General features: G+C 49.4%; 26 protein-coding genes and 1 tRNA gene. 8 read left to right on the forward strand and 19 right to left on the reverse strand.

The annotated features are described in order from the left end of the window. Positions 1-239: 239 nt before the first annotated feature. The 5 genes from BBD42_RS28025 to BBD42_RS28045 form a co-directional block, all read right to left on the reverse strand. The gene (locus tag BBD42_RS28025) at positions 240-1,964 is read right to left on the reverse strand and encodes a DUF4179 domain-containing protein (RefSeq protein WP_099520835.1); all 1,725 of its coding nucleotides are present in this window, start codon (positions 1,962-1,964) and stop codon (positions 240-242) included. Further along, positions 1,918-2,475 carry an RNA polymerase sigma factor gene (locus BBD42_RS28030; protein WP_099520836.1) on the reverse strand — a complete coding sequence of 186 codons (558 nt, stop codon included), beginning with the start codon at positions 2,473-2,475 and terminating at the stop codon, positions 1,918-1,920. Before BBD42_RS28030 ends, BBD42_RS28025 begins: the two co-directional genes overlap by 47 nt. Before the next feature lie 189 nt (positions 2,476-2,664). Beyond that, positions 2,665-3,816, reverse strand: coding sequence for an ABC transporter permease (locus BBD42_RS28035; RefSeq protein WP_099520837.1), 1,152 nt, complete (start codon positions 3,814-3,816; stop codon positions 2,665-2,667). Continuing rightward, entirely contained in the window at positions 3,809-4,969 is a 1,161-nt protein-coding gene (locus BBD42_RS28040; RefSeq protein WP_172455656.1) for an ABC transporter permease, read from the reverse strand. The genes BBD42_RS28035 and BBD42_RS28040 overlap by 8 nt, the downstream gene beginning before the upstream one ends. 13 nt (positions 4,970-4,982) lie before the next feature. Continuing rightward, a complete protein-coding gene (locus BBD42_RS28045; RefSeq protein WP_099520839.1) occupies positions 4,983-5,945 on the reverse strand; it encodes an ABC transporter ATP-binding protein in 963 nt (320 codons plus the stop codon). Between the two features lie 210 nt (positions 5,946-6,155). On the opposite strand from BBD42_RS28045, the gene BBD42_RS28050 reads away from it, so the two are divergent. The 4 genes from BBD42_RS28050 (at position 6,156) to BBD42_RS28065 (ending at position 9,359) form a co-directional block, all read left to right on the forward strand. Beyond that, on the forward strand, positions 6,156-7,331 hold the full coding sequence (locus BBD42_RS28050) for a sensor histidine kinase (RefSeq protein ID WP_099520840.1): 1,176 nt from the start codon (positions 6,156-6,158) through the stop codon (positions 7,329-7,331). A gap of 15 nt (positions 7,332-7,346) precedes the next feature. Continuing rightward, positions 7,347-8,042 carry a response regulator transcription factor gene (locus tag BBD42_RS28055; protein WP_099520841.1) on the forward strand — a complete coding sequence of 232 codons (696 nt, stop codon included), beginning with the start codon at positions 7,347-7,349 and terminating at the stop codon, positions 8,040-8,042. A 4-nt stretch (positions 8,043-8,046) separates the two neighbouring features. Next, a complete protein-coding gene (locus BBD42_RS28060; RefSeq protein WP_172455657.1) occupies positions 8,047-8,709 on the forward strand; it encodes a DUF1054 domain-containing protein in 663 nt (220 codons plus the stop codon). A gap of 152 nt (positions 8,710-8,861) precedes the next feature. Next, positions 8,862-9,359: a DinB family protein gene (locus BBD42_RS28065; RefSeq protein WP_099520842.1), complete on the forward strand. Its 498-nt coding sequence runs from the start codon at positions 8,862-8,864 to the stop codon at positions 9,357-9,359. Positions 9,360-9,597: 238 nt separating this feature from the next. Here BBD42_RS28065 and BBD42_RS28070 read toward each other — a convergent pair whose 3' ends face one another. Next, positions 9,598-10,773, reverse strand: a complete 1,176-nt coding sequence (locus tag BBD42_RS28070; RefSeq protein ID WP_099520843.1) for an MFS transporter — start codon at positions 10,771-10,773, stop codon at positions 9,598-9,600. A 21-nt stretch (positions 10,774-10,794) separates the two neighbouring features. Further along, positions 10,795-12,081, reverse strand: a complete 1,287-nt coding sequence (locus tag BBD42_RS28075; protein WP_099520844.1) for an MFS transporter — start codon at positions 12,079-12,081, stop codon at positions 10,795-10,797. A 219-nt stretch (positions 12,082-12,300) separates the two neighbouring features. Between BBD42_RS28075 and BBD42_RS28080 the strand changes: the two genes are divergently transcribed. Continuing rightward, the gene (locus BBD42_RS28080; RefSeq protein WP_099521842.1) at positions 12,301-13,770 is read left to right on the forward strand and encodes an aminotransferase class I/II-fold pyridoxal phosphate-dependent enzyme; all 1,470 of its coding nucleotides are present in this window, start codon (positions 12,301-12,303) and stop codon (positions 13,768-13,770) included. A gap of 203 nt (positions 13,771-13,973) precedes the next feature. Here BBD42_RS28080 and BBD42_RS28085 read toward each other — a convergent pair whose 3' ends face one another. The 3 genes from BBD42_RS28085 to BBD42_RS28095 all read right to left on the reverse strand — a co-directional run bounded on the left by BBD42_RS28085 (position 13,974) and on the right by BBD42_RS28095 (position 15,502). Further along, the gene (locus BBD42_RS28085) at positions 13,974-14,288 is read right to left on the reverse strand and encodes a DUF1292 domain-containing protein (protein ID WP_056038772.1); all 315 of its coding nucleotides are present in this window, start codon (positions 14,286-14,288) and stop codon (positions 13,974-13,976) included. A gap of 219 nt (positions 14,289-14,507) precedes the next feature. Beyond that, on the reverse strand, positions 14,508-15,071 hold the full coding sequence (locus BBD42_RS28090) for a stalk domain-containing protein (protein ID WP_099520845.1): 564 nt from the start codon (positions 15,069-15,071) through the stop codon (positions 14,508-14,510). A 227-nt stretch (positions 15,072-15,298) separates the two neighbouring features. Then, a complete protein-coding gene (locus tag BBD42_RS28095; RefSeq protein ID WP_081418934.1) occupies positions 15,299-15,502 on the reverse strand; it encodes a hypothetical protein in 204 nt (67 codons plus the stop codon). A 138-nt stretch (positions 15,503-15,640) separates the two neighbouring features. Between BBD42_RS28095 and BBD42_RS28100 the strand changes: the two genes are divergently transcribed. Beyond that, positions 15,641-16,366 (forward strand): MBL fold metallo-hydrolase, encoded by a 726-nt coding sequence (locus BBD42_RS28100; protein WP_099520846.1) that lies wholly within the window; start codon positions 15,641-15,643, stop codon positions 16,364-16,366. 103 nt (positions 16,367-16,469) lie between these two features. On the opposite strand, the gene BBD42_RS28105 is transcribed toward BBD42_RS28100, so the two are convergent. The 4 genes from BBD42_RS28105 to BBD42_RS28120 form a co-directional block, all read right to left on the reverse strand. Next, positions 16,470-16,706: a DUF3892 domain-containing protein gene (locus BBD42_RS28105; RefSeq protein ID WP_099521843.1), complete on the reverse strand. Its 237-nt coding sequence runs from the start codon at positions 16,704-16,706 to the stop codon at positions 16,470-16,472. A gap of 309 nt (positions 16,707-17,015) precedes the next feature. Next, positions 17,016-17,088: transfer RNA gene (locus BBD42_RS28110), tRNA-Val, on the reverse strand. 147 nt (positions 17,089-17,235) lie between these two features. Next, a complete protein-coding gene (exlX, locus tag BBD42_RS28115; protein ID WP_269467266.1) occupies positions 17,236-17,895 on the reverse strand; it encodes an expansin ExlX in 660 nt (219 codons plus the stop codon). 222 nt (positions 17,896-18,117) lie between these two features. Continuing rightward, positions 18,118-18,363: a YolD-like family protein gene (locus BBD42_RS28120; protein ID WP_046230532.1), complete on the reverse strand. Its 246-nt coding sequence runs from the start codon at positions 18,361-18,363 to the stop codon at positions 18,118-18,120. 1,203 nt (positions 18,364-19,566) lie between these two features. Between BBD42_RS28120 and BBD42_RS28130 the strand changes: the two genes are divergently transcribed. Beyond that, positions 19,567-19,743 (forward strand): YjfB family protein, encoded by a 177-nt coding sequence (locus BBD42_RS28130; RefSeq protein WP_099520849.1) that lies wholly within the window; start codon positions 19,567-19,569, stop codon positions 19,741-19,743. Positions 19,744-19,931: 188 nt separating this feature from the next. Next, positions 19,932-20,924 (forward strand): S-layer homology domain-containing protein, encoded by a 993-nt coding sequence (locus tag BBD42_RS28135; RefSeq protein ID WP_099520850.1) that lies wholly within the window; start codon positions 19,932-19,934, stop codon positions 20,922-20,924. 123 nt (positions 20,925-21,047) lie between these two features. Here BBD42_RS28135 and BBD42_RS28140 read toward each other — a convergent pair whose 3' ends face one another. The 5 genes from BBD42_RS28140 to BBD42_RS28160 all read right to left on the reverse strand — a co-directional run bounded on the left by BBD42_RS28140 (position 21,048) and on the right by BBD42_RS28160 (position 25,842). Then, on the reverse strand, positions 21,048-21,725 hold the full coding sequence (locus BBD42_RS28140) for a uracil-DNA glycosylase (protein ID WP_099520851.1): 678 nt from the start codon (positions 21,723-21,725) through the stop codon (positions 21,048-21,050). 27 nt (positions 21,726-21,752) lie between these two features. Next, the gene (gene rnhA, locus BBD42_RS28145; RefSeq protein ID WP_099520852.1) at positions 21,753-22,415 is read right to left on the reverse strand and encodes a ribonuclease H; all 663 of its coding nucleotides are present in this window, start codon (positions 22,413-22,415) and stop codon (positions 21,753-21,755) included. A gap of 169 nt (positions 22,416-22,584) precedes the next feature. Next, positions 22,585-23,217 carry a Bax inhibitor-1/YccA family protein gene (locus BBD42_RS28150; protein ID WP_099520853.1) on the reverse strand — a complete coding sequence of 211 codons (633 nt, stop codon included), beginning with the start codon at positions 23,215-23,217 and terminating at the stop codon, positions 22,585-22,587. Between the two features lie 192 nt (positions 23,218-23,409). Next, positions 23,410-23,823, reverse strand: a complete 414-nt coding sequence (locus tag BBD42_RS28155) for a LysM peptidoglycan-binding domain-containing protein (RefSeq protein WP_099520854.1) — start codon at positions 23,821-23,823, stop codon at positions 23,410-23,412. Between the two features lie 99 nt (positions 23,824-23,922). Continuing rightward, positions 23,923-25,842 carry an ABC-F family ATP-binding cassette domain-containing protein gene (locus BBD42_RS28160; protein WP_099520855.1) on the reverse strand — a complete coding sequence of 640 codons (1,920 nt, stop codon included), beginning with the start codon at positions 25,840-25,842 and terminating at the stop codon, positions 23,923-23,925. Positions 25,843-25,919 lie beyond the last annotated feature (77 nt).

Here is a 25,919-nt window from a genome sequence, read left to right on the forward strand (position 1 = left end):
GCAATCCCTCCTTCAAAACAGTGTCGTAACACCTTTCACAAATTTGACTAAATGTTCTGACAATTTGTTCTTATTTCTATCTTATACTCCATCTTATGTTCTGGCAACTTGGTTTATTGACTAATTTTAAAGGGAAATTGGATTTTGGGTAAAAAATAATACAAGCCGCCCAAATTGGGCAGCTTGTAGCAAGCACTGAACGCGCTCGGATGTATACAATTGGAGCAGCTTTTCGCTTTCTAAGGAAGCAACGGCGTGCGCAGTTCCTTATCCGGTGCGTCCGTCGTGTAGTAATAGATAGACAAATCGAGGCTGTCTCCCTCGTAGTTCCGATAAACCTCCGTCGAGCTGTTAATGCCGTCTCCAGAGAAATTAGAACTCAATACCTCGCTCGGCATGCTGTCTCTTCCTTTTCCACGGAACGTCTGGTTTACGCCTCCAAAAATCTTCTCGTCGCTTTCACTTTGGACAAACACATCTGCACCTTTACGGTAATACGTCCATTTAACTGGAAAGCCGCCAACCTCTGTCGTCATATATTGTTTCTCTTCCCTAATGTTGGTCAAGTGAATGACGACATTTTCGTCGATATGTTCGGTCACTTCGTAGCTTTGAATGAGCGCAATCGGTGTTTGCTCTGTAATAATAAGTCCCTGTGGACGTTCAAATCGAATAGAATCGCTATACGGGTCACTGCCACCCCAAAAATGACCTTCCAGTATGGTTCCTCCCACATCAAGATCAAAATTTTTGAAGGAGTACTGCATATGTCTTTTCTCATGGCTGGTAGTAAGTCTGATTTGTGTTGGCGTAATAACCAATTGATCGATATTGAAACTATTTTGTGTCAATTCAATCGGCACATGAACATCACGTTTAATCGTACCGGCAAGCATCGCTTGTTTATCGAGCTGAAGAGGGATGCTCCATTCCCCATTAATATGTTTCTCTTCACGAGAATAGCTTAGACTATTTGTTACACTGCCATCCTTTAGATCGCTAAGGTTAAAATGCTGCTGCATCGTATATTCACCATTAGGCCCCGGTTTCCCAAATGTACCGCTGCGGCTTGTTTTTATCGGCGTGTCCCCGCTCTTGAACGTAAGCTCTGGGTATGCAAAGCCCGCTAAGGATTTATCCGTAAAGCTAAGCGCGGAGGACAGCATGACCTCATCCCCATTTTGCTTGAAAAGCTGGACTTCCAGCTTGCCCATTCCATCCTTATCCAAATTAAAAACTTGTATGCCTTCGTTAGTTAGATCCAAATCAATTGGAATCGATGCGTTTGAGATGAAGCTTGCCTCGGACGCCGAAAAATCCACCTTATCGACTAACTGCTCTGGCGTCCATTCCGTCTCGAAATAACCGCGGTACGAATGACTGGCCTCATCCCAGCCTCTCATTGAGTAGTTGCCATCAATCGTTTTACCGTTTGAGTCCGTCAAATGCATATTTGAGAAGGATAAATAACCGTCCTCCCCATCTGGTGGAACGAGGCTGTACAGCAGCACGGTACGATTGTCATCAACAACCGCTGTATGAATCGTAAACGTTGCGCCATCCTGTACTGCCGACTTTTCAATATTTTGTCCCATCCCTTGAGCTAATGCCGATTGAATGCCGCTTCTGCCATTCAGCAGTTGAATCCAGTCCATTTGATAGGCAAAAACCGGAGTCGCCGCAACTAAAGCAACGGCTGCTGCTATAAATAGACCGCGCTTCAGGCTGTGCGGCTTCCGCAAAACGCGCACGGATTCGTGCCCGGATGCTGCTGCACTAGATTTTCCTTGCTCCAAGCCTGCCCCGTTCTGCTGAGCGCCCTCTGTTAGGGCAGCTCCTTTGCTGCTAGTGGCTCCTTCAACGCCTGCTTGCTCAATCCGCTGCCACATCGCCTCAAAATCCGGATAGGCTGGCGGTTTAACTTCTTTTAAACGCTGAATCATTTCGTTCTCTGATGGCTTCATAGGACAGGCCTCCTTGTTTATTATGCCTCGAGCTGGTTTCCAGCGACTGCTTCATCAGCTTCAGTCCTTTGTGCAGCCGCGATTTCACCGTGCCTACTGGAATACCTAGAATGTCTGCTATTTCTGGCAGCGTCTGCTCCTGCATATAGCGCAGCGCTATTACTGAGCGAATTTTCAGCGGCAGCTGCTGCACGAGCCTGCTGTATTCTTGATCCGTTTCCCGCTTCTCGACTACCTGCTCCACCGTTTCCGGCTGTCTGCGTGACAGCCATTCGCTCAAGCTTTCTTTAAGCCTGCCATTTTTAGAGCGGCGGATTGCATTCAGGCAGCAATTGACTGTCAAACGCAGCAGCCAAGCTTTAAGCTGCTCCACCTGCCGCCACTCCTTGCGGAATGCTGTCACGAATACTTCCTGGCAAATATCTTCCGCATCCGCTGCATTTCTGAGCATGTAGTAGCATGTTTTATAGACATCCTTGTTATATTGCTCAAACAGCTCTCTTTCCGTCATAACCCGCTTTCCCTCCTCTCGCTCTCGCCGTGTACACCCTATTAACAATTAACGGAGTCAAAAGGTTCACTTTTCGCTCTCTAAATCATTCCACGCAAAAATAGTGCAAGCCCTCCCCACCGGCAAGCTGCGCCAGTGGGCAAGTACATGCACCATTGTAAATGATTCAATTGAGAAGCTGAATCCCCGTTATTGCTGGCTTGGGCGAAGTACAGCCGCGCCGAAAATAAGCAGAACGACAGCGAACAGCATTAAAATCAAAATCGGCTGCGCAACATCTAGGAGCCCAGCACCTGTGCTCAGCCGGTCAATGGCCTGCAGCGCCCATTTTTGCGGCATGAAATTGGCCAGCTTCTGCAAAAACTCCGGCATCATCGACAGCGGAAAAAAACAGCCGCTGATCATCGAGGTAGGCGTGACAATGAGCAAATTGATTTGACTCAGCTGATGAGCATTTCGCACGAGTCCCCCAACTGCCGTCATAACGCCTATCGCCGCCAGCATAAAGCATTCCAATACTAAAAGCATAGCCCCGAAGGAAACGCCTGGCGAATATCCAAACACAAAATAAGTCAGCGAAAGCACCAGAACAAGCTGAATGGTACCAACTAATATGCTGCCTAAATAGTTCCCTAAAGCAATATCAAGGGCGCGAAGCGGCGCCGTATACATGCGCTGCATCGTCCGCATTTCACGATCCTCCATAATGAAGCCGACAGACTGGCTGACCAGCAGCATGAGAAAAAGCAAAATCGACCCAATCATAATCGGATTGGCAGCCACTACGCCTAGCTTCATCGCAGTATGCTGCGCGCTGACCGCAGGCCTCGCCTGCTGCTCCAGCAGCTCGCTGAGCTTCCCGGCATCGGGCGCAGCCCCGCCAGAGGCCGATTGCAGCAATTCGACGGAAGCTGCCATACTGCGCGCCTGAGTCTCAAGCGAGGATAGCAGCGAGGCATTCCACAGCTGCTCCGTCCAGCGATATAGAACCGGCTGCGGCTGCTCGCCGGCAAGCAAACGCTCCGTGAAATCGGCTGGAATAAAAATCGCCGCATCTGCGTCACCAGTTGCAACAGCTTCCCTAACCAGCTTGCCCGTCGAATCTGTCTGCATTTTCACCTCATAAAGCGAGTCCTGATTGACAAGGTCCAGCATATAAGCGCCGAAAGCTCCTCGATCTGCATTGCTGACCGCAATAATTTCTTTATCCGCTTGCAGGCTGCTGAACAAACCAGCAATAACCGACAAGGCGATTGCAGGAAGCAGCACATTTAGAAAAAAGCCTCGGCGCGTGCCCATCGTTCTGCGAATGAGCTGCATCGCAATTGGCAAGCTACGCATGCTGCTTCACCACCTTAGGCAAGCGAATAATTGCAAAAATAGCAAGAACGGCGGCTATAGCAGCCAAAATACCGATATTTTGCCAAACGAGAACGCGGCTCGAACCATCCATTAAGCCGCGCAGAGCAGCATTCGCCCAAAAATTAATATTCAGCTTGCTAATAAGGCCCAGCTTGTTCTGAATCATCGCAACCATGCCCCCGCTTAAAAAAGTCATGCTGAAAATAAGCGTGTTAAACAGCGTCTGCATCGTTTTGACGGTTTTGGCAAAAGAAGCTATCGTCAGTGCTAATCCAGAGCCCGCGATAATGGTCAGCAGTGAGATAAGGGCGATTCCCCAGTAAGCCCCTCCCCAATCGACGCCGTAAACATACTTGGTAAATACAATCATAATAATCGTCTGCATCACGCCGAGCAGCGCCGCACCGCTAATGACGCCGGCTACAACCGCACTGAAAGAGGCAGGGATGCCATATAAGCGCTGCAAGGTTCCTTCTCTTTTTTGCCGCAGCAGGGAAACCGCTCCCGTCATGCCGCCATACTGCAAAAACATGATCAAATAAGCGACAGAATAATATTGAATAGCCGATACAGAGCCGAAGGATTGATCCGATCCGCCCCCCAGCGTCTGTACTTTAACGAGCGCGGCGGCATCCTTCTGTCGGCTCTCCAGCCCGGATAAGCTTTCAGGCCCAAGCACCTTGAAGGCCGCCGCCTGCATGTTCACCTGAGACAGGTACGCACGAATGATAGAATGGGCCGCAATGTTTTTACTCCCGTCATGGCCTTCGAGAGTGTGCCAGCTAACACTTTCTCCTGCAGCAAGCTTGTCGGAATAATCCGCAGGAATGATAACGCCGTAATCGGCCGTTCCATCCTGCACCTCCTCCCGTACCTGAGCCTCCGAGGAGAGGGCTATGGGACGGGCATATGGAAGGATGTCAGCCCCTTGCCAAAAAGCATCTATACCTTCTCGCATCGCCCCTTGATCGGCATTGTATACCGCCACCTTCGCCGGCTTGATTTCGCTGTCAAAAGCGCTGCCGAGCAAATAGATGAGCAGCAGCGGAAGACCAGCGAGCACAATCAGCAGCGTGTGCATTCGGCTCATTTTTATCCATTCATAGGTTAACGTAATCCACCATGTCCGCATGCTTTCGCACCTCCTATTCATCGCGCAGCGAGCGGCCGGTTAACTGGAGGAACAAAGACTCCAAATTCGGTTCGACTCGGGTCAGCTGGCGCAGCGAAATGCCGTGCTTTTGCAAAATAAACAGCAAATCCTGAAGGACAGATGGCGAATCCTTCACGGTAACCTCAAGCCTTCTCTGGCCATCCTGCCCGTCTATCTGCTTGACGGCTGGATGCTCGCTCATCTCCTTCGCCGCAGCGGGATGGGCCTGGTCGACTTCAAAAATAATGCGTTCCTCCTGCCCGACCTGCTGCCTTAGCTGCTCCTTGCTGCCGCAGGCAATAAGCTTGCCTTTATCGACAATGCCGATTCGCGAGCAAATCGCATCCACTTCCTCCATGTAATGGCTCGTGTATATAATGGCCGAACCCAGACGGTTAAGCTCGCGCACCGACTCCAAAATATGATTGCGGGACTGCGGGTCGATGCCAACCGTCGGCTCATCCATAATAATAAGCTTCGGGCGATGGGTAATCGCGCAAGCAATGTTCAGTCTCCGCTTCATGCCGCCGGAAAACGTTGACGGCTTGTCTTTTGCCCGCTCCAGCAGCCCGACAAACTGCAGCGACTCCTCCACCCGCTGCTTCAGCAGCTTGCCTCTGAGTCCATACAATTTTGCGAAAAAAGCTACATTTTCCCAAGCGGTCAGCATGTCGTAAATTGCCAGCTCCTGCGGCACCAAGCCAATAAGGCGCTTAACGTCCAGCGGCTGCTTGCGGATGGAATATCCGCCAACGGTAATTTCCCCGCTACTCAATGGCAGCAGCCCCGACAGCATATGGATGGAGGTGCTTTTTCCCGCTCCATTGGGACCAAGCAGTCCGAATACTTCGCCTTCGCCAATATCAAAAGTCAAATGGTTGACGGTAATGGTGCTGTCATATTTTTTAACGACATCTTTAAATGTTACTAGGCTCTTCAAGCGCTCACCCTCCATGTTTATCATCTTGTGTCCATTATAAAACGCCGCCTCACGAGCATACAGCTCTACAAAGTCACAAAATGAAGGTGACGAAAGTCATATCATTGGCTCCGGCTGTATACAGCCGGTTTTTGGCGGATTATGCTATAATGAAACGATATAAATGAATATGAAAAAACGCCTTAGGACAATAAAAGCCTGATGCGATGCGGGAGCTAATCCGATATGAACGTACCGATTCACTGGTTTCGAGGCCTATTAATTGCCGGACCCGCAGTCATCAGCGTATTCTCGATTTCAGCCGCAAGCTATGCCTCTTATACGATCGGCGCACTGATCGCTTTGTCCCTCATTAAACTAGGTTCGCTGTTTCCGAAATACGCGGTGTTGATTTTGTTAATAGAGCTGCTTGGCTTCGGAGGGTTCGCCTATCATTTTGGCGGCGTCTTGTTTCTACTCCCCTTCTCTACTTTAATAGCAGCCTTGAGCACGAAGCCCTCAGCTGGCATGGCCGCAATGTGGATCATGGCTGGAGGGGCATGCCTCTGGATCGCCATGCACGAACAAGCGCCGGGCATGATGGCTGCTATGCTGCTGCTGTGGCTGACGATTGCGGCGGTGCTGCAGGCTGCCCAGCAGGTAGAGGGCAAGCGCAGCCAAGTGGAGACGCTGTATGCAGCCCTTGCGCAAAGCCATGAGGAGCTGGAAGCCGCAAGGCGCCGCATGCAGAGCTATGCCTCGCAAATCGAGCAATACGCGCAGACTGAAGAGCGCAATCGCATTGCGCGGGACATTCATGACGATCTCGGGCATCGCTTGATTCGGGTGAAAATGATGTCCGAGGCCGCACTGCACTTGTTCCAGGCAGACCCTGCCCGCGCGCAGGCGACGGTCGGGCAAATTCGCGACCAGCTGCAGGACAGCATGGAGCGGATGCGCCAAACGGTACGCAGGCTCGCAGTGCCTAGCGAAGGAGACTCCAGGCAATATGCGCTGGACCGACTCGTTACAGATTCCGGTGAAGCGCTCGGCATCGCAGTCGCCTTTGAGGTGCAGGGAAATCCGCGCCCCCTCTATCCAAGCATGGAATTTATTTTGTTCAAAAATGCGCAGGAAGCCATTACGAATGCGGTTCGCCACGGCGGCGCGACAAGGGTAAAGGTAACGCTGCTTTTTCAGCCGCACACCGTAGCCCTAACGATAGCCAACAATGGGGCTGTGCCCGAAGGAGCCATAACAGCAGGGCTCGGCATGCGCGGCATGCGGGAGCGCATTTCATTAATCGGCGGAAAGCTGTCCTGGCAGTCGGAGGATGGCTTCAGCGTGACGACTGAGCTCCCGCTGCTAGGCGGCGGTGCTGCTAATGATGCAGGCGAGCGACAAGCATTTGTGAAAGGATAGGAGGAAGCCGCTGCCATGATTACGATATTGATTGTAGATGATGACCCGTTCATTCGGGAAAGCATGCAGGTTATTTTGCAGCTTGATCCGGAGCTCCACGTTGCGGGGGTATGCGCCGACGGCAAGGCGGCCGCTGAATTCGTGGAATCAACGAAGGTTGACGTCGTGCTGATGGATATTCGCATGCCTGGCTGCGATGGCGTCGAAGGCACACGGCTCATTCGGGCACAGGAGCAGCCTCCTGCCGTCCTCATCCTGACCACCTTCGATGATGACGATTATATTGTGCAGGCGATCCGCTGCGGCGCTGGCGGCTATTTGCTGAAGAACGTACCGCCAAGCCGCATTATTAACGGCATTAAAACCGTACATGAAGGCTCGCTGCTCATTCATCCCGATATCGCCCGCAAGCTGGCGGGCATGATTACGATGCCAGACACAGAAGAAGCTGCAATAACTGAGCTTTCTCCAGAAGAACGGACCAGCAGCGAGCTTGCGGCACGTTACAGCTTGACGCAGGCCGAGCAGCAAATTATTCGCCTCGTGGCCGAGGGGCAATCCAATAAGGAAATTGCCGCCTCGCTTTTTTTAAGCGAAGGCACGATCAAAAACTATATTTCCGATATGCTTCACAAGCTGGGGCTGCGGGATCGCACGCAAATGGCGATTTTTTATTTGAAATTATCATTCATTCCAAGCAAGGAGAGATAACCGCATGACCATAAAAACAATAGCAAACAGCACGACCGAATTTACAGGATTTACACAAGAGGACTTCGATGTGTTTCAGCTTCCAGGACTCGCGGAGCGCATGGCGGGAATCCAGGAAAAAATCCAGCCTAAGTTCCACGCCATTGGCGAACGCTTGCGCACCGAGCTTTCCATGCAGGCAGGCGACGAAATGTTTCTGCATGTAGCGAAGCATGCCCGCCGTTCCGTAAATCCGCCAAAGGATACGTGGCTTGCGATTTGCAATAATAAGCGCGGCTATAAGGCGCATCCGCATTTTCAGCTGGGCCTTTTTGACGATCATCTATTTATATGGTTTGCGCTCATTTACGAGACGCCGAATAAATCCCGCATCGCTTCCACTTACTTGAATCAGCTTGATGAGGTAATCGCGCAGGTTCCTTCCTCTTATGTCATTTCGCTTGATCATACGAAAAAGGAATCCGCTGCCGTCGGCGAAATGTCGGATGAGCAATGGAAGCATGCCCTCGTCCGCTTCCGCGACGTGAAGAAGTCAGAGCTGCTCATCGGCCAGCATATTGCGGCTGACGACCCGATTTTGCGTGATGGCGAAGCGCTTGTGAAGCTTGCTTCCTCAACCTATGAATCGCTGCTGCCGCTGTATCGCCGCTCGCTCGTGCAGGAATAAGACGCATAAAAGTATCGCACATGCTAAAAGCCGCTGCCTTTGTCTATTGCAAGGGGCAGCGACTTTTTCCTATGCCCAAAACGACCGAGGCAAGCCTTTCCACTCCATCGAGTTTATAGTAATATCACTATATAAGGGAGGAGAGTTAATTTATGGTGAAACAACTGATCATCGGAGACGTCAAGCATGAGCTGGCCAATACACGCCGAATTCTGGAGCGCTTGCCCGAGGAGCATATGACGTGGAAACCGCACGAGAAATCGATGACACTCGGAGGGCTCGTCACGCACCTGGTCAACCTGCTGAACTGGCAATTGGCTATTTTTCATTCTCCGGAATTCGATCTATCGACCGTGCCGTTTCGGCGGGAAGCTTTGGAAAGACGCGAAGACGTACTGGAGGAATTCGACGCAAACGTTGGCAAGCTTGAAAAGCTGTTAGCCGAATGCGATGAGAAAACACTCGGCGAGGAATGGACCTTGCGCAGCGGCGACCATATCATCCTGCGCCAATCGCGGGCGCTCGCGCTCCGCACCTTCGGATTAAGCCACATGGTCCACCACCGGGCTCAGCTTGGGGTCTATTACCGCCTTCTCGATATTCCGGTGCCTGGTCTCTACGGCACTTCAGCCGACGAAGAAGGAAAGTGAATGAAGACGAACCGAACAGTCGCAGGGCACTGGCATGACCGCCGGTACTCTGCGACTTTTTTTTCGGGACGATTTTCGGGCTAATCATTTTTTTGATCACATAGGAGTGCCCCTTTTTCTCCTGCCAGTCCGCCCAGCTATAGGAATTCCCCATTTATTCTGCCCCTTAGAAAAGAAAATAGAGCTGCCCGAAGGCAGCCCCAAAGAAAGTCATGATATTTGAATCACACGAGAACTATTAAGCTTGCGCTACTGCTTTCTTTTTATCCAATTGACGGAATTGCGCGAGCAGCAGCAGCGCTGCCAGACACAAAATGCCTCCGGACACATAAGGAAGCCTCAAATCCAGTGTAAACAGGAACGTTCCCGCCAGCGGCCCAGCAATACGCCCCAAGCTGTCCATCGACGAGCTTAGGCCAGAGGCAACGCCCTGCCCAACTGTCGTCTTCTGGGTAATTAATGACGTTACACAAGGGCGAATGAGCGCATTGCCGATGCCGAACACGGCCAAGGAAAGAGTTGCCCACCAAAGCGAATGCGCAGCGAGCAGCATGAAAAAACCGATGCTGGATATGACTAGCCCGATGGCAATATATTTGCCCTCTTCGCCAGCTTTGATCCTTCTGCGCACGACACCACCTTGAATTAAGGCACCAACAAAGCCGCAGACGAAAAATAATATCCCAACCTGCAGCGGCGTTACATCAAAGCGCCTCATGCCAAAAAACTGCAAGGTCGCTTCTAATCCCGCCAGTGTAAAGGTAACGAAAAACGCCAGTATGTACAAATATTTAAGCGGCCCGGTAAATGCTTTCCAGCGCGACTCGCGGCGATTCGCCCCGCTGCGGCGCTGCTCCGGTGTCAGCGATTCCTTGAGCTTGGCCCATGCAAGAACGAATGTAATCAGCGCAAGGATGGAAGCTGCATAAAACGGCGTCTCCAGCGACACAAGGCTGAGCAGCCCGCCAAATCCCGGCCCAATCGTAAAGCCGAGGCCTATTGACATGCCTACCAGTCCCATGCCCTTGGTGCGCTCCTCGGGCGTTGTAATATCCGCTACGTAAGCAACAATGACCGAAGTTACCGCCCCGGAAAACAAGCCTCCCAGCACACGGGATAAATACATCAGCGTCAAATTGCCCGACGACAAGCCGAATAATACAAAGCTTAAAGCGAAGCCAAGTACGCCAATGAGAATGATTGGCCGTCTGCCGATTCGGTCAGACAAGCTTCCCCATACCGGCGACAGCACAAACGATACAGCCGAATACACCGCGAGCATCAAACCCGTATGCGCCTCCGCGCCGAGCGGATCTGCTGCTTTAATAATTTCGGGCATGACCGGGATAATAATCCCGAAGCCAATAAATGTTGTCATTAAGGTAGCCATTACAATTAACAAGCGTCTGTCCATTAAGCTCATCCCCTCCACACGTTATGTTATCATAACTGGCTGTTTTCTGGTAATGAACAAATGGAGAACAAATAGGACGAGCAGCATTGCACCGCTTACTAAAAATGGCGCCTGATGCCCGAATGTATCCCACAGCTTGCCGGACAAAATCGTCCCCAGCACCATGCCGGAGCCTTCGATTGTCAGGAAAAAGCCCCAAACTGCACCTCGCTCTTCTTTCGGAATCGCTTGGGCAATTAACGCATTCCAAGCCGGGATGATGCAGGCATAGCCAAGTCCTACAATCGCCACAATAACCAGCACCAGCGGCAGTGAACGAGTCATGCCTAGCAGCGGCAGCGAAATCGCAGCGAGGAGAAAGCCGACATGCAAAAACCATTTTGTCCCGAGCCGGTCGACAAACTTCCCGACTGGAATCAGCCCCAGCACCGTAATGGCACCGCCCGCGATAAGAAACCAGCTGTACTGGGCAGGCGTCAGATGGAGCACCGAACGCGCGAACAGCGTTAAGATCGGAGTCAACAGCCCAAGCGAAAAGTTCTGCACAAACATGGCCGGATAAAGCAGCTTGCTGGCATGAAGCGACTTGCCCACCTTGGCAAAATAACGGCTGGCCCGAACTTTGAACGGCTCTCTTGCCGCATCACTTGTGTTCGCTGCATGCGAATCCGTCTGTGACGCAGCCTCTTCCGCTGCGCCTGAACGCTGCTTCATGCGCCCGCGACCGGGCAGAAACATCGTCGTCAGGACAACGACGATCATGCCGCCAATAATGAGGCGGAACGCTGCCGTATACGAACTGGACAGCAGAAAATTAATCGCAATCGGCCCCGCGCCCACGCCGACCAGCCAAGCGACATAGACGACACTCATCGCCCGGCCGCTCGCTTCCTCTCCAGCCTCCTCTGTCGCTCCTGTAATGACGCAAGGCCACAGCGGGGACGACCCGATGCCAAGCAACAGGCAAGCGACTACAATCCAGCTCGTATGATGCACGAAAGCGACAAGCAAAACAGAGGTGAACGTCAGCACAATACCCGCCAGCATTACGGAGCGGTAGCCCAAACGGTCAATGAGCCAGCCGATCGGGCTGCGGAACAAATTATCGCCAATATATTGCAGCGCCAGCGCCCAACCGATCGCATAGGCAGATAAACCCAGCACCGTACCCATATACACTGGCAATATGGAAATAAGCAGCGCGCCCTTTACAAATTCAATAATAAACATAATAATCAGCAGCTGAATAATAAAAGGAGAGCGCCAAATAACGACGCCGGATGGCTTTGTGCCCCTTTGTTCTTTCATTAAATATCGAGCCTCCGTTTCTGCAGCAAGCAAGCGGTTAAGGTGAAACGGCTCGTGCCATCCTTTGGCGGCAAAGCACCGTTTCGCGTAGAAAGATAGAGAAAGGGCCGCGGAATGCTATACTTTCCTATAATTAAAAAAAAGCTTCTTGCATTCCGACTTGTTTTTGCTATACTCAACCTTGTTTGTATTTTAACTAGAGAGGCAGGGATGAAAGCGATGGATCATAACAAAACCCCGCTCTTCAGCGCATTACGCCGCCATGCGGAACAGAATCCAACCCAATTTCATATTCCAGGACATAAGAAAGGGTTAGGCAGCGATGCCGAATTTCGTGCATTTATCGGCGATAACGCGTTATCGATCGATTTAATAAATATAGCTCCGCTGGATGACCTGCATCAGCCAACCGGCGTTATTGAGGAAGCCCAGAAGCTTGCAGCCGATGCTTTCGGCGCAGATTATACTTATTTTTCCGTGCAAGGAACGAGCGGTGCCATTATTACGATGATTATGAGCGTCTGTCTTCCTGGCGATAAAATCATCGTTCCGCGCAATGTGCATAAGTCCATTATGGCGGCGATTATTTTTGCAGGTGCCCGTCCGATCTTTATCTCGCCCGTACGTGACGAAAATCTCGGCATTGATCACGGCATTACGACACGCGCTGTCAAACGCGCGCTGGACAAGCACCCCGATGCGAAAGCAGTGCTTGTTATCAACCCGACGTATTATGGCGTATGCGCCGACCTGAAGGAGATCGTCGACCTCGTGCATACGTTCGATATTCCTGTTCTCGTAGATGAGGCGCACGGCGTACTCATTCATTTCAATGAAAAGCTTCCGATGTCCGCGATGCAGGCTGGCGCAGATATGGCAGCGACGAGCGTTCATAAGCTGGGCGGCTCCATGACGCAAAGCTCCGTGCTGAACGTGCGCGGCGGGCGAGTTAATCCCCATCGCATTCAGACGATTATCAGCATGCTGACGACAACGTCGACATCCTATATTTTGCTGTCATCGCTCGATACGTCGCGCCGCAATTTGGCTTTGAACGGTCATAAGCTGGCTGAACAAGCGATTGAGCTTGCCCAATATGCGCGCAAGACCATTAATGAAATTCCCGGCTTGTACTGCTTTGGACGGGAAATTTTAGGTGGCGAAGCTACCTTTGATCTTGATCCAACCAAGGTCGCTATTCATGTCCGCCATCTCGGCATTACCGGCTATGAGACGGAAAACTGGCTTCGTGACCATTTCAACCTCGAAATTGAAATGAGCGATATGTATAACATTCTTTGCCTTGTTACGCCTGGTGATACATCCGATTCGATAGAAAAATTGCTGGAGGCGCTGCGTGCGCTGTCGGACAGCTTCCATGAAGGCGCCGAGGCTCGTGAACTCGTTGTTAAAATCCCGGATATTCCCCAGCTGTCGCTCTCGCCGCGCGATGCTTTCTACGGACAGACCGAGGTCGTTCCGTTCAAAGAGTCAGCTGGCCGAATTATCGCCGAGTTTATTTATGTTTACCCACCTGGCATCCCTATTCTACTTCCAGGCGAGGTTATTTCCCAGAAAAATATCGACTACATCGTCGAGCATGTTGAAGTTGGCCTCCCCGTTAAAGGTCCAGAGGACCGCAACGTTGAATTCGTTAAAGTGATTTTCGAGGAAACGGCTATTTCCTAGGCATCGTTATATTTCAAGGTGAAGCAGCTGACGCCGTCCTTTGGCGGCGCGGCGCGTTACATTCCGAGAAATATCCTTTCCTATATTTGAACAAAAGACACCTGCTGTCCCAGGAGCATTCGCCCTTGGTGACACAGGTGTCTTTTGCATGCAAAGCTTAGTTGCATGATGGCTTGTTAGAGCAGCGTAAAAGAGCAAGAAATCTACTCTTCTTTTGCTGCGTTTTCAGTAACGGCGATTTCTTCATAAATCTTCGTTACGCGATCCCATTCTTCATCGTCTTCGATACCAACGAGGAATGCCTCGTCGTTCTCTTCCTCGATGCGGAAAATAACGCCGTCTGCTTCAGGATCATTGCGATCCAGCAATACCGCATAAGCGTTGTTTTCGGATTCAAACGTATAAACCATGACCATTTCGCGTTCTTGGCCCTCATCGTCCGTTACAATAAATACACTTTCTTCATGTTCATGGTCTTCTCCGCAACCGCAATCTGCGCCATGATTATGCTCAGTCATTGTTTTACCCCATTTCAGTCAATTATCCATACCTGAGTATCGTACCATGAGTCCTAGCAGCGGTCAAACAAGCGTAAACGGCTGTCGCCGTAATTCGGAGGCAAAGCTACCGTTTCGAGGGTGGAATATAAGAAATTATTAGCTTGAAACTAATAATTTCTTATATTTCGAAAAAGCCCGCGCTTCCTCCACATATGGAAGAAACGCGGGCCATTGCCGTTATTGCGAAGAAATCAGCTTCTCCGAGACGAGCGTCCAATCGTCGGACGAGCTTGTTTTCAGGAAAAATCTCACCGCATATTTTCCCGAATACTCGAAGTTATACTTCATGTCTTCCGTCCGATACCAGAAGTTATCCTTCGTAATCTTATCGGTCTGTGTCTGAATAACCTTCTCGCTGCCATACGGATCAAATATAGATACTTTAACCGCGGCAATATCCGTCTTCAAATTGTCGACCTGCGACAATACGCTGAACGTATATGAGTTGCCCTTCGTCACATTGCCAAACAGCTTGCTATCCTGCATGAGTACAATATGTACATTCGGTCTCGTTAAGGTTGCCTTCTTATTCTGCCCATCCCAATTGACGATGGTTTGCAGGCTATTGGCTATTTCCCGAATCGGCAGGTAAGTCTTGCCATCCACCATAATGCCGCCATCTTCAAGCTCGCTTCCATTCAGGAGAACCTTAACAGTCTGCGATGCCGCATTGGCAATCATTAAGGTACTGCTGCATAAAAAAAGCGCCAGCAGCAAAACCGCTACTTTTCTGAATTTCATAGATGAGTACCCTCCATCCGCTTTGTCTGGATATATGGTTATACTCTTCAAAATGAATAGAGTTGCGCTGTTACAGAAACTTTTTCAGCCCTGTACCAGCGCTATATTTTGTCTCCAGCATAGGCGGGTGCTCTCCCTTTTTTCAGACGATCATTTACAGGGATTTAAGCCGCATGCCCGTGCGAAAAAAATTGTAGAAATGTGCGGTTGCCTGGGAAATATTCCGGTTAATGATACGTACGGGTGAGCACGCAAGGAACCCCTTTTCCAACTGCGCCCGGCTCGGACATTCGGTCCAAATACGCGAGTCCCCTTGCACAAGGTGTCGGACACACTTCGCAGACTGGAGATAGCACCAATTTGTAGTGGTACTGTTTCCGTTCACCTGACGGTTGTTTCTTCTTAACGTTTTTGCCTTTTCCTTTGCTCATTGATGCTCTGTCCTCCCTGCCGGATCTTGCTCATGCATTATATGTAGGTACCCGGCAAAGGGTATCTCGATTTGTCAGTTTGCCATTCATTTGATACATTGGATGTAGCGAGATGATTTCTATAACGGGAGTGTTCCAATGAATATACAAATGATCGGAACTGGGAGTGCTTTTGCCAAGAAATATGATAATAACAATGCATTAATTGAGGTGCCTGGGTTCAAGCTGCTGGTCGATTGCGGCATTACGCTGCCTAAAGCGCTGCACGAGACGAATCGTTCGTTCGATGAGCTGGATGCTGTGCTAATCAGCCATATTCATGGCGACCATGTGGGCGGGCTGGAGGAATATGCTTTTCAGATGATGTTTCTCTATGGAAAAAAGCCGGTGCTGTACATCGCCTCCTCGCTAGTGGAGCCGCTGTGGGAGCAGACGCTGCGCGGCGGGCTGACGCAGGGACCGCTTCAATCCATTGATGACTTCTTTGAAGTGAGACGGCTAGAGGAAGGCATAGAGCATGAACTGCATCCGGGCTTGAAGGTGAAGCTGCTTCAAACCGAGCATATTGTGGGGAAAGACAGTTATTCGTTTATTTTCAATCAGCACTTCTTTTATTCGGCAGATATGAAATTCAGTCAAGCGTTGCTGGAGCAGCTTGTGGAGGATGGCGTGAATACGATTTTTCACGACTGCCAGTTGATTGCGCCCGGTGTTGTACATGCCTGTCTCGACGAGTTGCTGACACTGCCAGAGCCGCTGCAGGAGAAGGTGTGGCTTATGCATTACGGGGATACGATGGAAAATTACATCGGCCATACGGGGAAAATGCGCTTCGTACAGCAGCGTGAGATTTATACAGTGTAGGTACGAGTCGCAGGAATGATCAGCAACCATAACAAGAAGAGCCTGACGTTTTTTCGCGTCAGGCTCTTCTTGCTGCTGGCTATGCTTAGCCCAGGCTTGCCGTTTAAAACAGCGGAAGCTGGTCCAAATTGTTCGTAGGATCGCCGTCCGCGTCGCCACGGATATATGTTTCGCCATCTCTGCCTTTGAAAGCATTCACGCCAGCGATCTGCCCTGCCTGAACCTCTTGCAGCGCCGTCTGGTAATCCAGTACACGGCCCGATGATGTTTTAAAACTCGTCAGGTCACCGTCGCCATTTTTCTGTACCGCTACAATATGTTCTCTTTCCCCGCCAGCCATTTCATTCGTGCTCATTCAAAGCTCGCCTCCTTCGGATTGTGAGCGGCAATTACCACCCGCCACTCGGCATTCAATCGATAGGATGCGTAGCCTTTGAGAATTTTATACAGCATAAACGACACGTAGAAAAACTATACAATCATTTAACAGCAATGCAAAAAATCAAAACACCGCTTTTGCTTTAGCTGAGTAAAGGACACCAATCGGGCACCAACTCGCTAAAAAACAGGCATGATGCAAAATTAATCGGAAACAAAAAAAGACCGAAAACCCTTGTCATGCAAGGATTATCGGACCTTCTTTATTGTATGATCTGTAGTGGGCTCGAACCACTGACCCCTACCCTGTCAAGATAGTGCTCTCCCAGCTGAGCTAACAGATCGTATATTAGCGACGTTTATTAATATACCAAGCTCGAGCGGAAAAGTCAACCATTTTGCTATTATTATTTTTTGACCTTCAAAAAAAAAGCTTCGTCCTCCAATCAACCGGAGAATGAAGCTTTTTTGTGTTCAGCCTATGTTCCATTTCAGCTCGGGAATTGAACATTTCCCGGAACTATATAAGCGCCTGATGTACCGTTTGCTGGAAGTGCAGGAATCGTGTCCAGAACCGCTTTCCCGCGAATATCGGTTATCCGAACCTGCAGCGGGCTTGTCCCCATGTTCGTCCCCAAGAAATGGTTATAGTCCATTTTCTCCAGATTGATCCACGCGCCAGCCTTCTTATATTCCATTTTCATGACCGGATAAAAATGATTGCGCACCTGAATCGCCGCCCACCACTGGCTGCTGCCTTCCTTCACCCGGTACGAAAAATTGCCGGTTATCGGCGCTTTTACGACTTTCCATGAAATATTGATTTTGCCTGCCGACATTTCTCCAATTTTAGCAAAAGCGTTTGGCGACAAGTCAAGCGCTCCCGGAGCGCCTTCCGGGTACAAATCGGTGACATAAACGACCGTTTTGCCTTTAGGCCCCGTAACCTCCAAGTAAGCGCCCGCAAGCGCCGCTTTGACCCCATTGTAATTCATATCAGTCGGATTTAAGGCCGTTATTTCCAAATTCGGATGAATCGGATCAAGCAGTACCGCACCGCCCGAATATCCTGAGCCTGTATACGTCGCATAGCTGGTACGCCCATCATTCCAAGCTGCGAACGCCTGCACCGCCGGGTACAAAACGAACATCGCAAGACAAACGATTCCAAATTTGACGGCACCGTGCTTCTTTGTCATAACTGAAACCTCCTCCACATTTTTGAAACCCTAAATCTACCAGTAGAGTCCATTCTAAGTGGTGAGGAGGAATATTTGCTAGCACTTTAGATACTTCTTTTCTAGCATTTTAATGACATTTCCCAACAATACTAGACTTTATTCGTCAAAAACAAGGAGCATCCGCCGCTTCGTCTAGCTTGCGTTATTGTTCACCTTCATAATATCCATGAACGGAATTTTAGTAATTTCTTCACCTTTCGCTACGTGCACCAGCCTCGTACGCGAATCCATTTTTACAATTAGCCCTGCAACGGGTTCTTCCCAATTCCACACCTCAAAAAGCAGTTCAATCCCTTCTTGATACGCTTCAACCAGGCGCTCCCCGAGCTCCTCCAATTCAAACTCATCCCTTGTCGGGCGCTTTGGTTTCTTTGCCATTGCCTCCGTCTCCATTCTATGTTTTAGTACATGACCTTCATTTAACTCATGCCTTTTTCAACCCATCTTTAAATCATACCCTTTCTTCAAAGCATTTGTCATGGAGATTATGAAATTAGGCAAAAAAACATCCCCCTGCCATAACATGGCAAGGGGACGCTTCTTCTCTATTTTTCACTTAGAACGCATGGTTAAGGAAATACTGATTAGGTCAGGATCGAGCTAAGCCGCTTATATTACCACATACAGGAGCAAATGATGATAACCAATAGAATGAACAGTACAAGAATAGCGCCTGGGCTTGTGAAAGCACCGCCTACTTTATTACCGCAGCCACCGTATCCTGGACCTACTCCTACATTGCCTACTTCATATCCCATTTCGTTGCTCATCTCCTTTTTTTAAGGTACACAGCATCATATGGTCAAAAGCCAAAAAGGGTTGGGCTTTCAGGCAAAATGGGTATTTGCCTCGACGGACGGGTGCCGCTGCTTCTTTTTTTTAATTTTCCGTTTACATTACGTTCATTCCCAGATAATCAAACAGGTGCATACTGACTTTAAGCAGGAGGTGATTCACCCATGTATTATGAAGAAGATCGCGTACCGTTCGATGCGCCAGATGAAGTCGTTGTTAAAGAGGAGAAAAAAGAATAAGGAAACGCCAAGGCTTCCCGGACACAATGGGAGCTTTTTTTATTTTATTTTCAGCTTCGTTTCAGTGCAGCTTCAGCTGGTTAATCCATACTAGCAACATACTCCCTTTTAATATATTTTCGGGCCCGCTTGAATAGCGGGCTACTTTTTTGCTTTTTTGCCTATTTTCGAAAAAACGGTCAGATGGCCTTGAAATATAAATTTAATGTTGTTATCAGTTGGCATTCATTTTATTTTAAGGTTGGCTGCCTATACTAATCACATGACCCCCCACTATTTATATAGTTAATCCTTGACGACTCGCCTTCCGGCGGGTTCTTTTTTTTGATTAAAGATGCGTGTATGGCCATTTATAATTATAGAAAAACAGCGTTAAGCTAAAAATCAGCTTCGTTTCATTTCTATTTAAGGTGCGAGGCGCATACTGAGTTTACTCTCTTTTCGACATATATTGTTGTGACCCGCAGCGATGCGGGTTATTTTTTTTGCCTACTTGTATTCATCCCTCTGCCAGGCTTGCCGATAATAAAGGTGGAGGTGGGGAATAATGGATATAGCAGCATTATCAACGTCACTTAGTCAATCATCACTCGGCACGGCTGTATCGGTTCGCATGCTCGATATTGGCCAAGACCAAATGCAAGTGCAGGCACAAGGGCTTATCAAAATGATGGAGCTCAGTGTAAATCCAAACGTCGGCAGCCTATTAGATATTAAAGTATAGGGATAGGCAAATGTGGAGCGGGAAGGTCAATCCTTCCCGTTTTTTCATGCTGGATAGAAAATAATACGCTTGCTAATTAGCCTATAAGCGAACAATTGAATCGATTTTACTTCGTTCTGCAACAATAAAAGAAATAGCAACGTCTGGAATGATATAAGAAAGCGAAAAAAATAAAGAGGTGACTGGAAATGAAGAAAAAACCACTACTGTTAACCCTAATCTTGACCATGATGATGCTGACAATCGGACAAAGCGCTTGGGCCTTTAACGATGTCAAAAATGACCCGAATGCCAAAAAAATTGAAGCGCTCCAGCAGCAAGGCATTATTTCCGGTGACAAAGCCGGCAATTTCCGCCCGCAGGGCAAACTGACTTATGCAGAGGGCATCTCCATGATTGTCAAAGGACTTGAGCTTAACTTCAATCATATTCGTTTCATTAAGCAGCCGCTGGCAGCCGACTATTATACGAATATTAAAGATGACAAATGGTACTCCCAAGCTTTCATCATCGCCCATTTCTACGATCTTGGTGTAGCTAAAGATGTGAAAGCAAATGACGTGATGACTCGCGAGCAATTCGCGCAGCATTTGTTCAAAGCAATTGACAATAAAGTGACTTATGCCATGATTGAAATGTATGTGATGCTTAATGATGAGGCCGATGTAAATCCAGATTTCATGGGCAATATCCAAAAGCTGCTCCTTAGCAAAATCGCAACGCTTGACGCAAAGCAAAATTTTTACCCGACAGCTTCCATTAAACGCAGTGATGCTGCGGCATGGCTGCATGATGGAATTGCATTTATGAAGGAAATGAAGGAAAATGAAGCACCTGCTACGGGAACTGAGCCAACGGATAACCCTTTCACGGATGCAAGATTGATCGTTACGCCAGTCAATGCTGAAGTCAACAAAGTGACGGTAACTGCAACGGTGCCTCATCCAGGCTATGGCATTCAAATTTCCGGCATCACGTTTGATGGCGACCAAGCTACTATTAAGTTAGAGCGCACGGAGCCTAAACCCGATCAAATGTATCCCCAAGTGATTACAGAAGTACAGGTTATAACTTATGTAGATGCTAAATTCAAGCCTGTTCTTCCAGCAGCCGCTAATGCGGTTTCAGGCAGCTCTGCTGCTGCTCCTGCTGCGGGCAGCAATACGTCTGTCGCTTCTTAATAATTAAGCTGAAGAGCTCCAGCTAAAGCCATTATAAAAAAGCCGCTGAACTACGCGTAAGCCATTACGCAAGTTCAGCGGCTTTTTGGTTTATGCATGAATACGGCTATACAGCCTGAAAAATTATAATGCCGGTATACTCCAATCGATTTCGCGCTCGCCCAGCTCGTTTAAATAACCATTTGCTTGCGAGAACGGCTTGCTGCCGAAAAACCCGCCACGGGCAGACAATGGACTCGGATGTACGGACGTAATGATTTTATGCTTGTCCGTGTCAATGAGCTCCAGCTTCTTCTGGGCGGGATTTCCCCATAAAATGAATACGACCGGACGCTCGCGTTCATTAAGCGCAGTAATGATGCGGTCAGTGAAGGTTTCCCAGCCCTTCTTCTTATGCGAGTTGGCTGCGGCCGCTTCCACTGTCAGCACCGTATTTAGCAGCAGCACCCCCTGCTCTGCCCAAGCTCGCAGCGAGCCATGGTTTGGAATCGGGCAGCCCAAATCTGCATGAAGCTCCTTGTATATGTTGCCCAGCGACCTTGGCACCGCAACTCCCGGCTGCACGGAGAAGCTCAGGCCATGCGCCTGGCCTTCTCCATGGTAAGGATCCTGGCCTAAAATAACGACCCGCGTTCCATCATAAGAGGTGTAATTAAGCGCATTAAACACATCCTCCTGCTTTGGATAAACGGTTTTGGTGCTGTATTGCTCCGTCAAGAAAACCTCCAGCTTCTTGAAGTAGGGCTGTTCAAATTCAGATTGCAGCTTAGCTGCCCAATCATTGTTTAACTGCTGAAACACCGCGTAATCCCCTCTCTATGTATAACGTTATTTTCTCCCAAAATCCGCTTTATTTTCTCCCCATTCCTCAGTGTTCCACTTGAGCACTTTATTCGGATAGGTGTTCGTCTTGAGCCATTTCTCCGCTTCGTCTGTCAGCGCCCAAATTTTCGCTGTAGAGGCGTCTCTTACGAGGGTCGATGCGACCTTCTTATTACGCAGCCAGCTGAGCGCTGTTCTGGAGTCGCTGTATACGGTTCTCTCGCTGCCCTTCTGCTTCAAATAGGCGAGAGCATGCACAACGGCGATAAATTCACCGAGATTGTTCGTCCCATTCGGAATCGGCCCTACATAAAATAAAATTTCGCCTGTCTGCGTATCGACGCCCTTGTATTCCACTGGACCGGGATTGCCCCGCGTACCGACATCTACAGAGATGCTGTCGTAGTCGATTTCTCCGGACTCTTGCGGCTTGGAAGCCGTTTTCTTAAAACCGCCCGAGCTGCTGCTTGCGCCGCCTGCCGTGCTTTTCCCCTTGCCCCAGTGGCTGCGCCAGCCCTCCTTGAAAGCGGCCTCCGCCAGCGCCTTGGATTCAAAGGACTTATATTTCGCATCCTGAACGCCATTCACCTGCTCCTGGCATTCCTTCCATGTTGCGAATACGCCTGCTTGCTTGCCTACCCAAACGACATAATATTTTGATTTCGCCATTAGCTTGTGCTTACCACCTTTACCAAACGTCCATCCTTCTATTAAATCGAAAAATGCGGCTCCTGTCCAGACGGATGACAGAATCAAACAAACGTGAAACTTATAATGGCTTATAATTTGAAAAAGAGCGACCAGCAGCGCTGATCGCTCTTCCTTGAAAACCAGCTCCTTAGTCTCGGCTAGCACCAAGGAAACGCAAAATGAACAGGAACAGATTAACGAAATCAAGATAAATGCTCACGACGATCATCGGAATGTCCTCATCGCTAAAGCCTTGACGGGTAAGACGCGAGAAGTCAAACAGCGTCCAACCGATGAAGATTAAAATACCGAAGCCGGATACCATCAGCTCTGTTGTACCCGAGTAGGGGAGGAACAAGCCGACGAGTGTCATCAGTACAAGAACAATAGTGGAAGCGAACAAGAAGCCCCCGAGGAATGAAAAATCCTGCTTTGACTTAATCGCGTAAAGCGCCGTACCGCCAAATGCAAGAATCGCAACGCCAAGACCTTGCAATACCAGTGATGCGCCCAGCATGCTAATATAGCTTACAATGACAAAATACATCGTCAAGCCGGACACGAACATAAAGCTGTACATCAGCGTGTAGCCGATCGATTTCTTTTTCCGTAAAAAGAGCAGTGCAATCAGGAGTCCAATTTCCACTATATACAGCGGCATAGCCAGTACAGGCGGAACGGCCTGACCGATTAAGAAGCCGACCAGCGATACGAGCAGTGAAAGAAATAAGACCCGAAAAACTTTCGGCAATAACAGTTGCGACGAACGAATCGTATCCATAAAATAAGCTCCTTTACTATTAATTTAGTTTATTCTATTAGCTATTTTACACCAATTCCTTGAATAATAACACTATATGTAAGCATAGCTTTTCAAAAAACTACAATGTTTATCACCTGAATATTTACAGATAAAAGAAATAAGCCGCCGGATCACAGCGATCGGCGGCTTATTGTTATTTTCAAGTAAAGATTAGGAATGCTGCCCGGGATACATCATCGGCTGAGTTTGCTGGCCGCCAACCGCCGTCTCCGAATATGTCTTTTGACACATCATATTAGAAATTCGCGGAATGTATACCATTTCCCCTGCTTTTAGTTGAGCCGGGTTAACATGGGGATTGGCTTCCTCCATGATCGCATGAGGAACATTGTATTTATGGCAAACTGCCGCTAGCGTCTCTCCATGCTGGGCTTGGTGCTGAGCGTATATCATGTCTTCCGAGTTGCCTTCTCTGAAGAAAGGGAACAAAAATGGTGAAAAGAAGAAAAACGGGAACAAGAAACGGTTAGGGAAAAAAGGATGAGGGAACGGACGAAAGAAAGGACGGCCGAATCCACCACCAAAGCCACCACCAGGAACAAATGCACGATCTGTACGATCCATAACAAAACCTCCGTTTTTTTATATAGTCATTCGTCTATATAGAGTATTGTTTTGGGCGCCATTGGTGACAACTTTTTTAAAAATTTTTCCAAATCCGCACTAGCTCGACAGCTCCAGCCACTGCTCCAAATGCTGATCCAGCCTCGTTTGCAGCTCTTCCCGTACCCTCCATTGCTTCTCAAGATTTTCCGTGTCGCCTATGCGATCCAATCGTTCCAGCTCGGCATCAGCTGCTGCAATTTCGGCTTCTAGCTTAGCGATCTCCTGCTCCATATGCTCCAGTTTGCTTTCAGCAGGAGCCTGACTTCCATTTGAGCGCGGCTTTTCTAAACCCGCACCTTTAGCTGCTCCCGCCTCTCCTTTGGCGGATGAGTTTGCTTGAGCAAGCCGTTCCTCCCGCTTCGCCTTAAAATCATCATAGTTGCCCAAATAAGTGGCGACCTTTCCTTGTTCCAGCTCCCATACCCGCTTAGCCAATCGATTGATGAAATAGCGGTCATGCGAGATGGCAAGCACGGTGCCGGGAAAATCCTCCAGCGCCTCCTCCAATGCTTCGCGCGATGCGACATCCAGGTGGTTAGTTGGCTCATCAAGCAGCAGTAAATTTGGCTTGCGTCTTACAAGCAGCGCAAGCCGCAGCCGTGACCATTCTCCACCAGAAAGCGCTGCGAGCGGCTTAAATACGTCCGCCCCATAAAATAAATATTTAGCCAGCACATTCCGTGCTTCGCCTTCCTCCAAGCCGCCCTCGAGCCGGAAATGCTCCAGCACCGTTTGCTTATTGCCCTTTAACGGCTCTTGCTGCGCCAAATATCCGATTTCCAATCGCGTTCCCTGCGCCACCTGCCCGCTATCCGCTTCCATCACCCCGAGCAGCAGCTTAAACAGCGTCGTTTTCCCGGAGCCATTATCGCCAAGCAGCACCACTTTCTCGCCATACAGCAGGCTGCCCTCTGCCTCCCGTAAAATTATTCGTTCCCCAAACTGCTTCGTCAAACCTTCAAACGAAATAACGTTGCGTCCAGAACGGTCAAGTGGCGACAGCCCGAACTCCGCTGTATTCGGCTCCAAAACGGGGCGCTTCACCATTTCCATCCGCTCTAGCGCCTTGCGCATCGACGCCGCACGCTTGAAAAACTTCTCATTGCCGCCAATGCGGCCCCATTCTTCCAGCTGGCGAATCGTTTCTTTCATTTTGCGAATGACTTTCTGCTGCTCTTGGAACTGGGCGAATTGCTGGAGCAGCCGCTCCTCCTTCTCTTTCAAATAACCGCTATAGTTGCAGTGATAGGTGTGGGCTTCGCCATCCTCCAGCTCAATCATCTTCGTGCCAACGGCATCGAGAAAATAGCGGTCATGCGACACAATGACACAAGCGCCTTCATAATGCTGAATAAATTGCTCCAGCCATTCAATCCCTGTCAGATCAAGATGGTTCGTCGGCTCATCCAGCAGCAGCAGGGCGGGGCGGACGACGAGCTGTGAAGCTAGAACGATGCGGGTTTTCTCGCCGCCCGACAAGCTGCTGAAGCTCCGCTGATCGTAGCTGCGATCAATGCGCAGGCCGCTGGCGACCTGATCAATCGCCGTATCCATGTCGTAGCCGCCGCCCTGCTCGAATTTTTCCTGCGCAAGGGCGTATATTTTCAATAGCCTCTCCATTTTTACAGCATCATTTGCCGCTTCTTCCCCCGCCATCTCGTGCTCCAGCTTCGACATTTCCTGCCTGCAGGCCATCAGCTCTCGAAATCCGTAGGCCATTACCCCATAGACAGTAAGTGATTCGAACGCAGCAGGAATTTGCGGCAAGTAGCCGATTTGCAAATCCCTCTTTACAGTCAGCATCCCATCATCAACCTGCTCATGTCCGGCAATCAGCCGGAGAAGCGTCGATTTGCCACTGCCATTGCGGCCTATGAGCCCTACTTTCTCCCCCTCCTGAAGCTGAAGCGTTACGCCATCCAGCACCAGATTTGCCGCGTGGTATTTTTTTATTTGTTGTACATTTACAATAATCATTTGAAGAGCCTCCTATTGGATGAGGAAGACCCTAGCTTGAAAACACAAGCAAAAACGACTTCGTCGTCCTTCTAGGA

Origin of the sequence: Paenibacillus sp. BIHB 4019 (assembly GCF_002741035.1) — a bacterium.
In the GTDB taxonomy this organism is placed as follows: domain Bacteria; phylum Bacillota; class Bacilli; order Paenibacillales; family Paenibacillaceae; genus Pristimantibacillus.

Bases quoted from the DNA above. Each gene is read 5' to 3' on its own strand.
- BBD42_RS28030 (WP_099520836.1), bottom strand. From the start codon at position 2,475: ATGACGGAAAGAGAGCTGTTTGAGCAATATAACAAGGATGTCTATAAA.
- BBD42_RS28100 (WP_099520846.1), top strand. From the start codon at position 15,641: ATGAATATACAAATGATCGGAACTGGGAGTGCTTTTGCCAAGAAATAT.
- rnhA (WP_099520852.1), bottom strand. From the start codon at position 22,415: ATGGCGAAATCAAAATATTATGTCGTTTGGGTAGGCAAGCAAGCAGGC.
- BBD42_RS28090 (WP_099520845.1), bottom strand. From the start codon at position 15,071: ATGAAATTCAGAAAAGTAGCGGTTTTGCTGCTGGCGCTTTTTTTATGC.
- BBD42_RS28065 (WP_099520842.1), top strand. From the start codon at position 8,862: ATGGTGAAACAACTGATCATCGGAGACGTCAAGCATGAGCTGGCCAAT.
- BBD42_RS28085 (WP_056038772.1), bottom strand. From the start codon at position 14,288: ATGACTGAGCATAATCATGGCGCAGATTGCGGTTGCGGAGAAGACCAT.
- BBD42_RS28055 (WP_099520841.1), top strand. From the start codon at position 7,347: ATGATTACGATATTGATTGTAGATGATGACCCGTTCATTCGGGAAAGC.
- BBD42_RS28040 (WP_172455656.1), bottom strand. From the start codon at position 4,969: ATGCGGACATGGTGGATTACGTTAACCTATGAATGGATAAAAATGAGC.
- BBD42_RS28130 (WP_099520849.1), top strand. From the start codon at position 19,567: ATGGATATAGCAGCATTATCAACGTCACTTAGTCAATCATCACTCGGC.
- BBD42_RS28135 (WP_099520850.1), top strand. From the start codon at position 19,932: ATGAAGAAAAAACCACTACTGTTAACCCTAATCTTGACCATGATGATG.
- BBD42_RS28155 (WP_099520854.1), bottom strand. From the start codon at position 23,823: ATGGATCGTACAGATCGTGCATTTGTTCCTGGTGGTGGCTTTGGTGGT.
- BBD42_RS28025 (WP_099520835.1), bottom strand. From the start codon at position 1,964: ATGAAGCCATCAGAGAACGAAATGATTCAGCGTTTAAAAGAAGTTAAA.
- BBD42_RS28035 (WP_099520837.1), bottom strand. From the start codon at position 3,816: ATGCGTAGCTTGCCAATTGCGATGCAGCTCATTCGCAGAACGATGGGC.
- BBD42_RS28120 (WP_046230532.1), bottom strand. From the start codon at position 18,363: ATGGCAAAGAAACCAAAGCGCCCGACAAGGGATGAGTTTGAATTGGAG.
- BBD42_RS28150 (WP_099520853.1), bottom strand. From the start codon at position 23,217: ATGGATACGATTCGTTCGTCGCAACTGTTATTGCCGAAAGTTTTTCGG.
- BBD42_RS28045 (WP_099520839.1), bottom strand. From the start codon at position 5,945: ATGGAGGGTGAGCGCTTGAAGAGCCTAGTAACATTTAAAGATGTCGTT.
- BBD42_RS28075 (WP_099520844.1), bottom strand. From the start codon at position 12,081: ATGAAAGAACAAAGGGGCACAAAGCCATCCGGCGTCGTTATTTGGCGC.
- BBD42_RS28105 (WP_099521843.1), bottom strand. From the start codon at position 16,706: ATGGCTGGCGGGGAAAGAGAACATATTGTAGCGGTACAGAAAAATGGC.
- BBD42_RS28070 (WP_099520843.1), bottom strand. From the start codon at position 10,773: ATGGACAGACGCTTGTTAATTGTAATGGCTACCTTAATGACAACATTT.
- BBD42_RS28160 (WP_099520855.1), bottom strand. From the start codon at position 25,842: ATGATTATTGTAAATGTACAACAAATAAAAAAATACCACGCGGCAAAT.
- BBD42_RS28050 (WP_099520840.1), top strand. From the start codon at position 6,156: ATGAACGTACCGATTCACTGGTTTCGAGGCCTATTAATTGCCGGACCC.
- BBD42_RS28080 (WP_099521842.1), top strand. From the start codon at position 12,301: ATGGATCATAACAAAACCCCGCTCTTCAGCGCATTACGCCGCCATGCG.
- BBD42_RS28060 (WP_172455657.1), top strand. From the start codon at position 8,047: ATGACCATAAAAACAATAGCAAACAGCACGACCGAATTTACAGGATTT.
- BBD42_RS28095 (WP_081418934.1), bottom strand. From the start codon at position 15,502: ATGAGCAAAGGAAAAGGCAAAAACGTTAAGAAGAAACAACCGTCAGGT.
- exlX (WP_269467266.1), bottom strand. From the start codon at position 17,895: ATGTTCGTTTTGTACCCGGCGGTGCAGGCGTTCGCAGCTTGGAATGAT.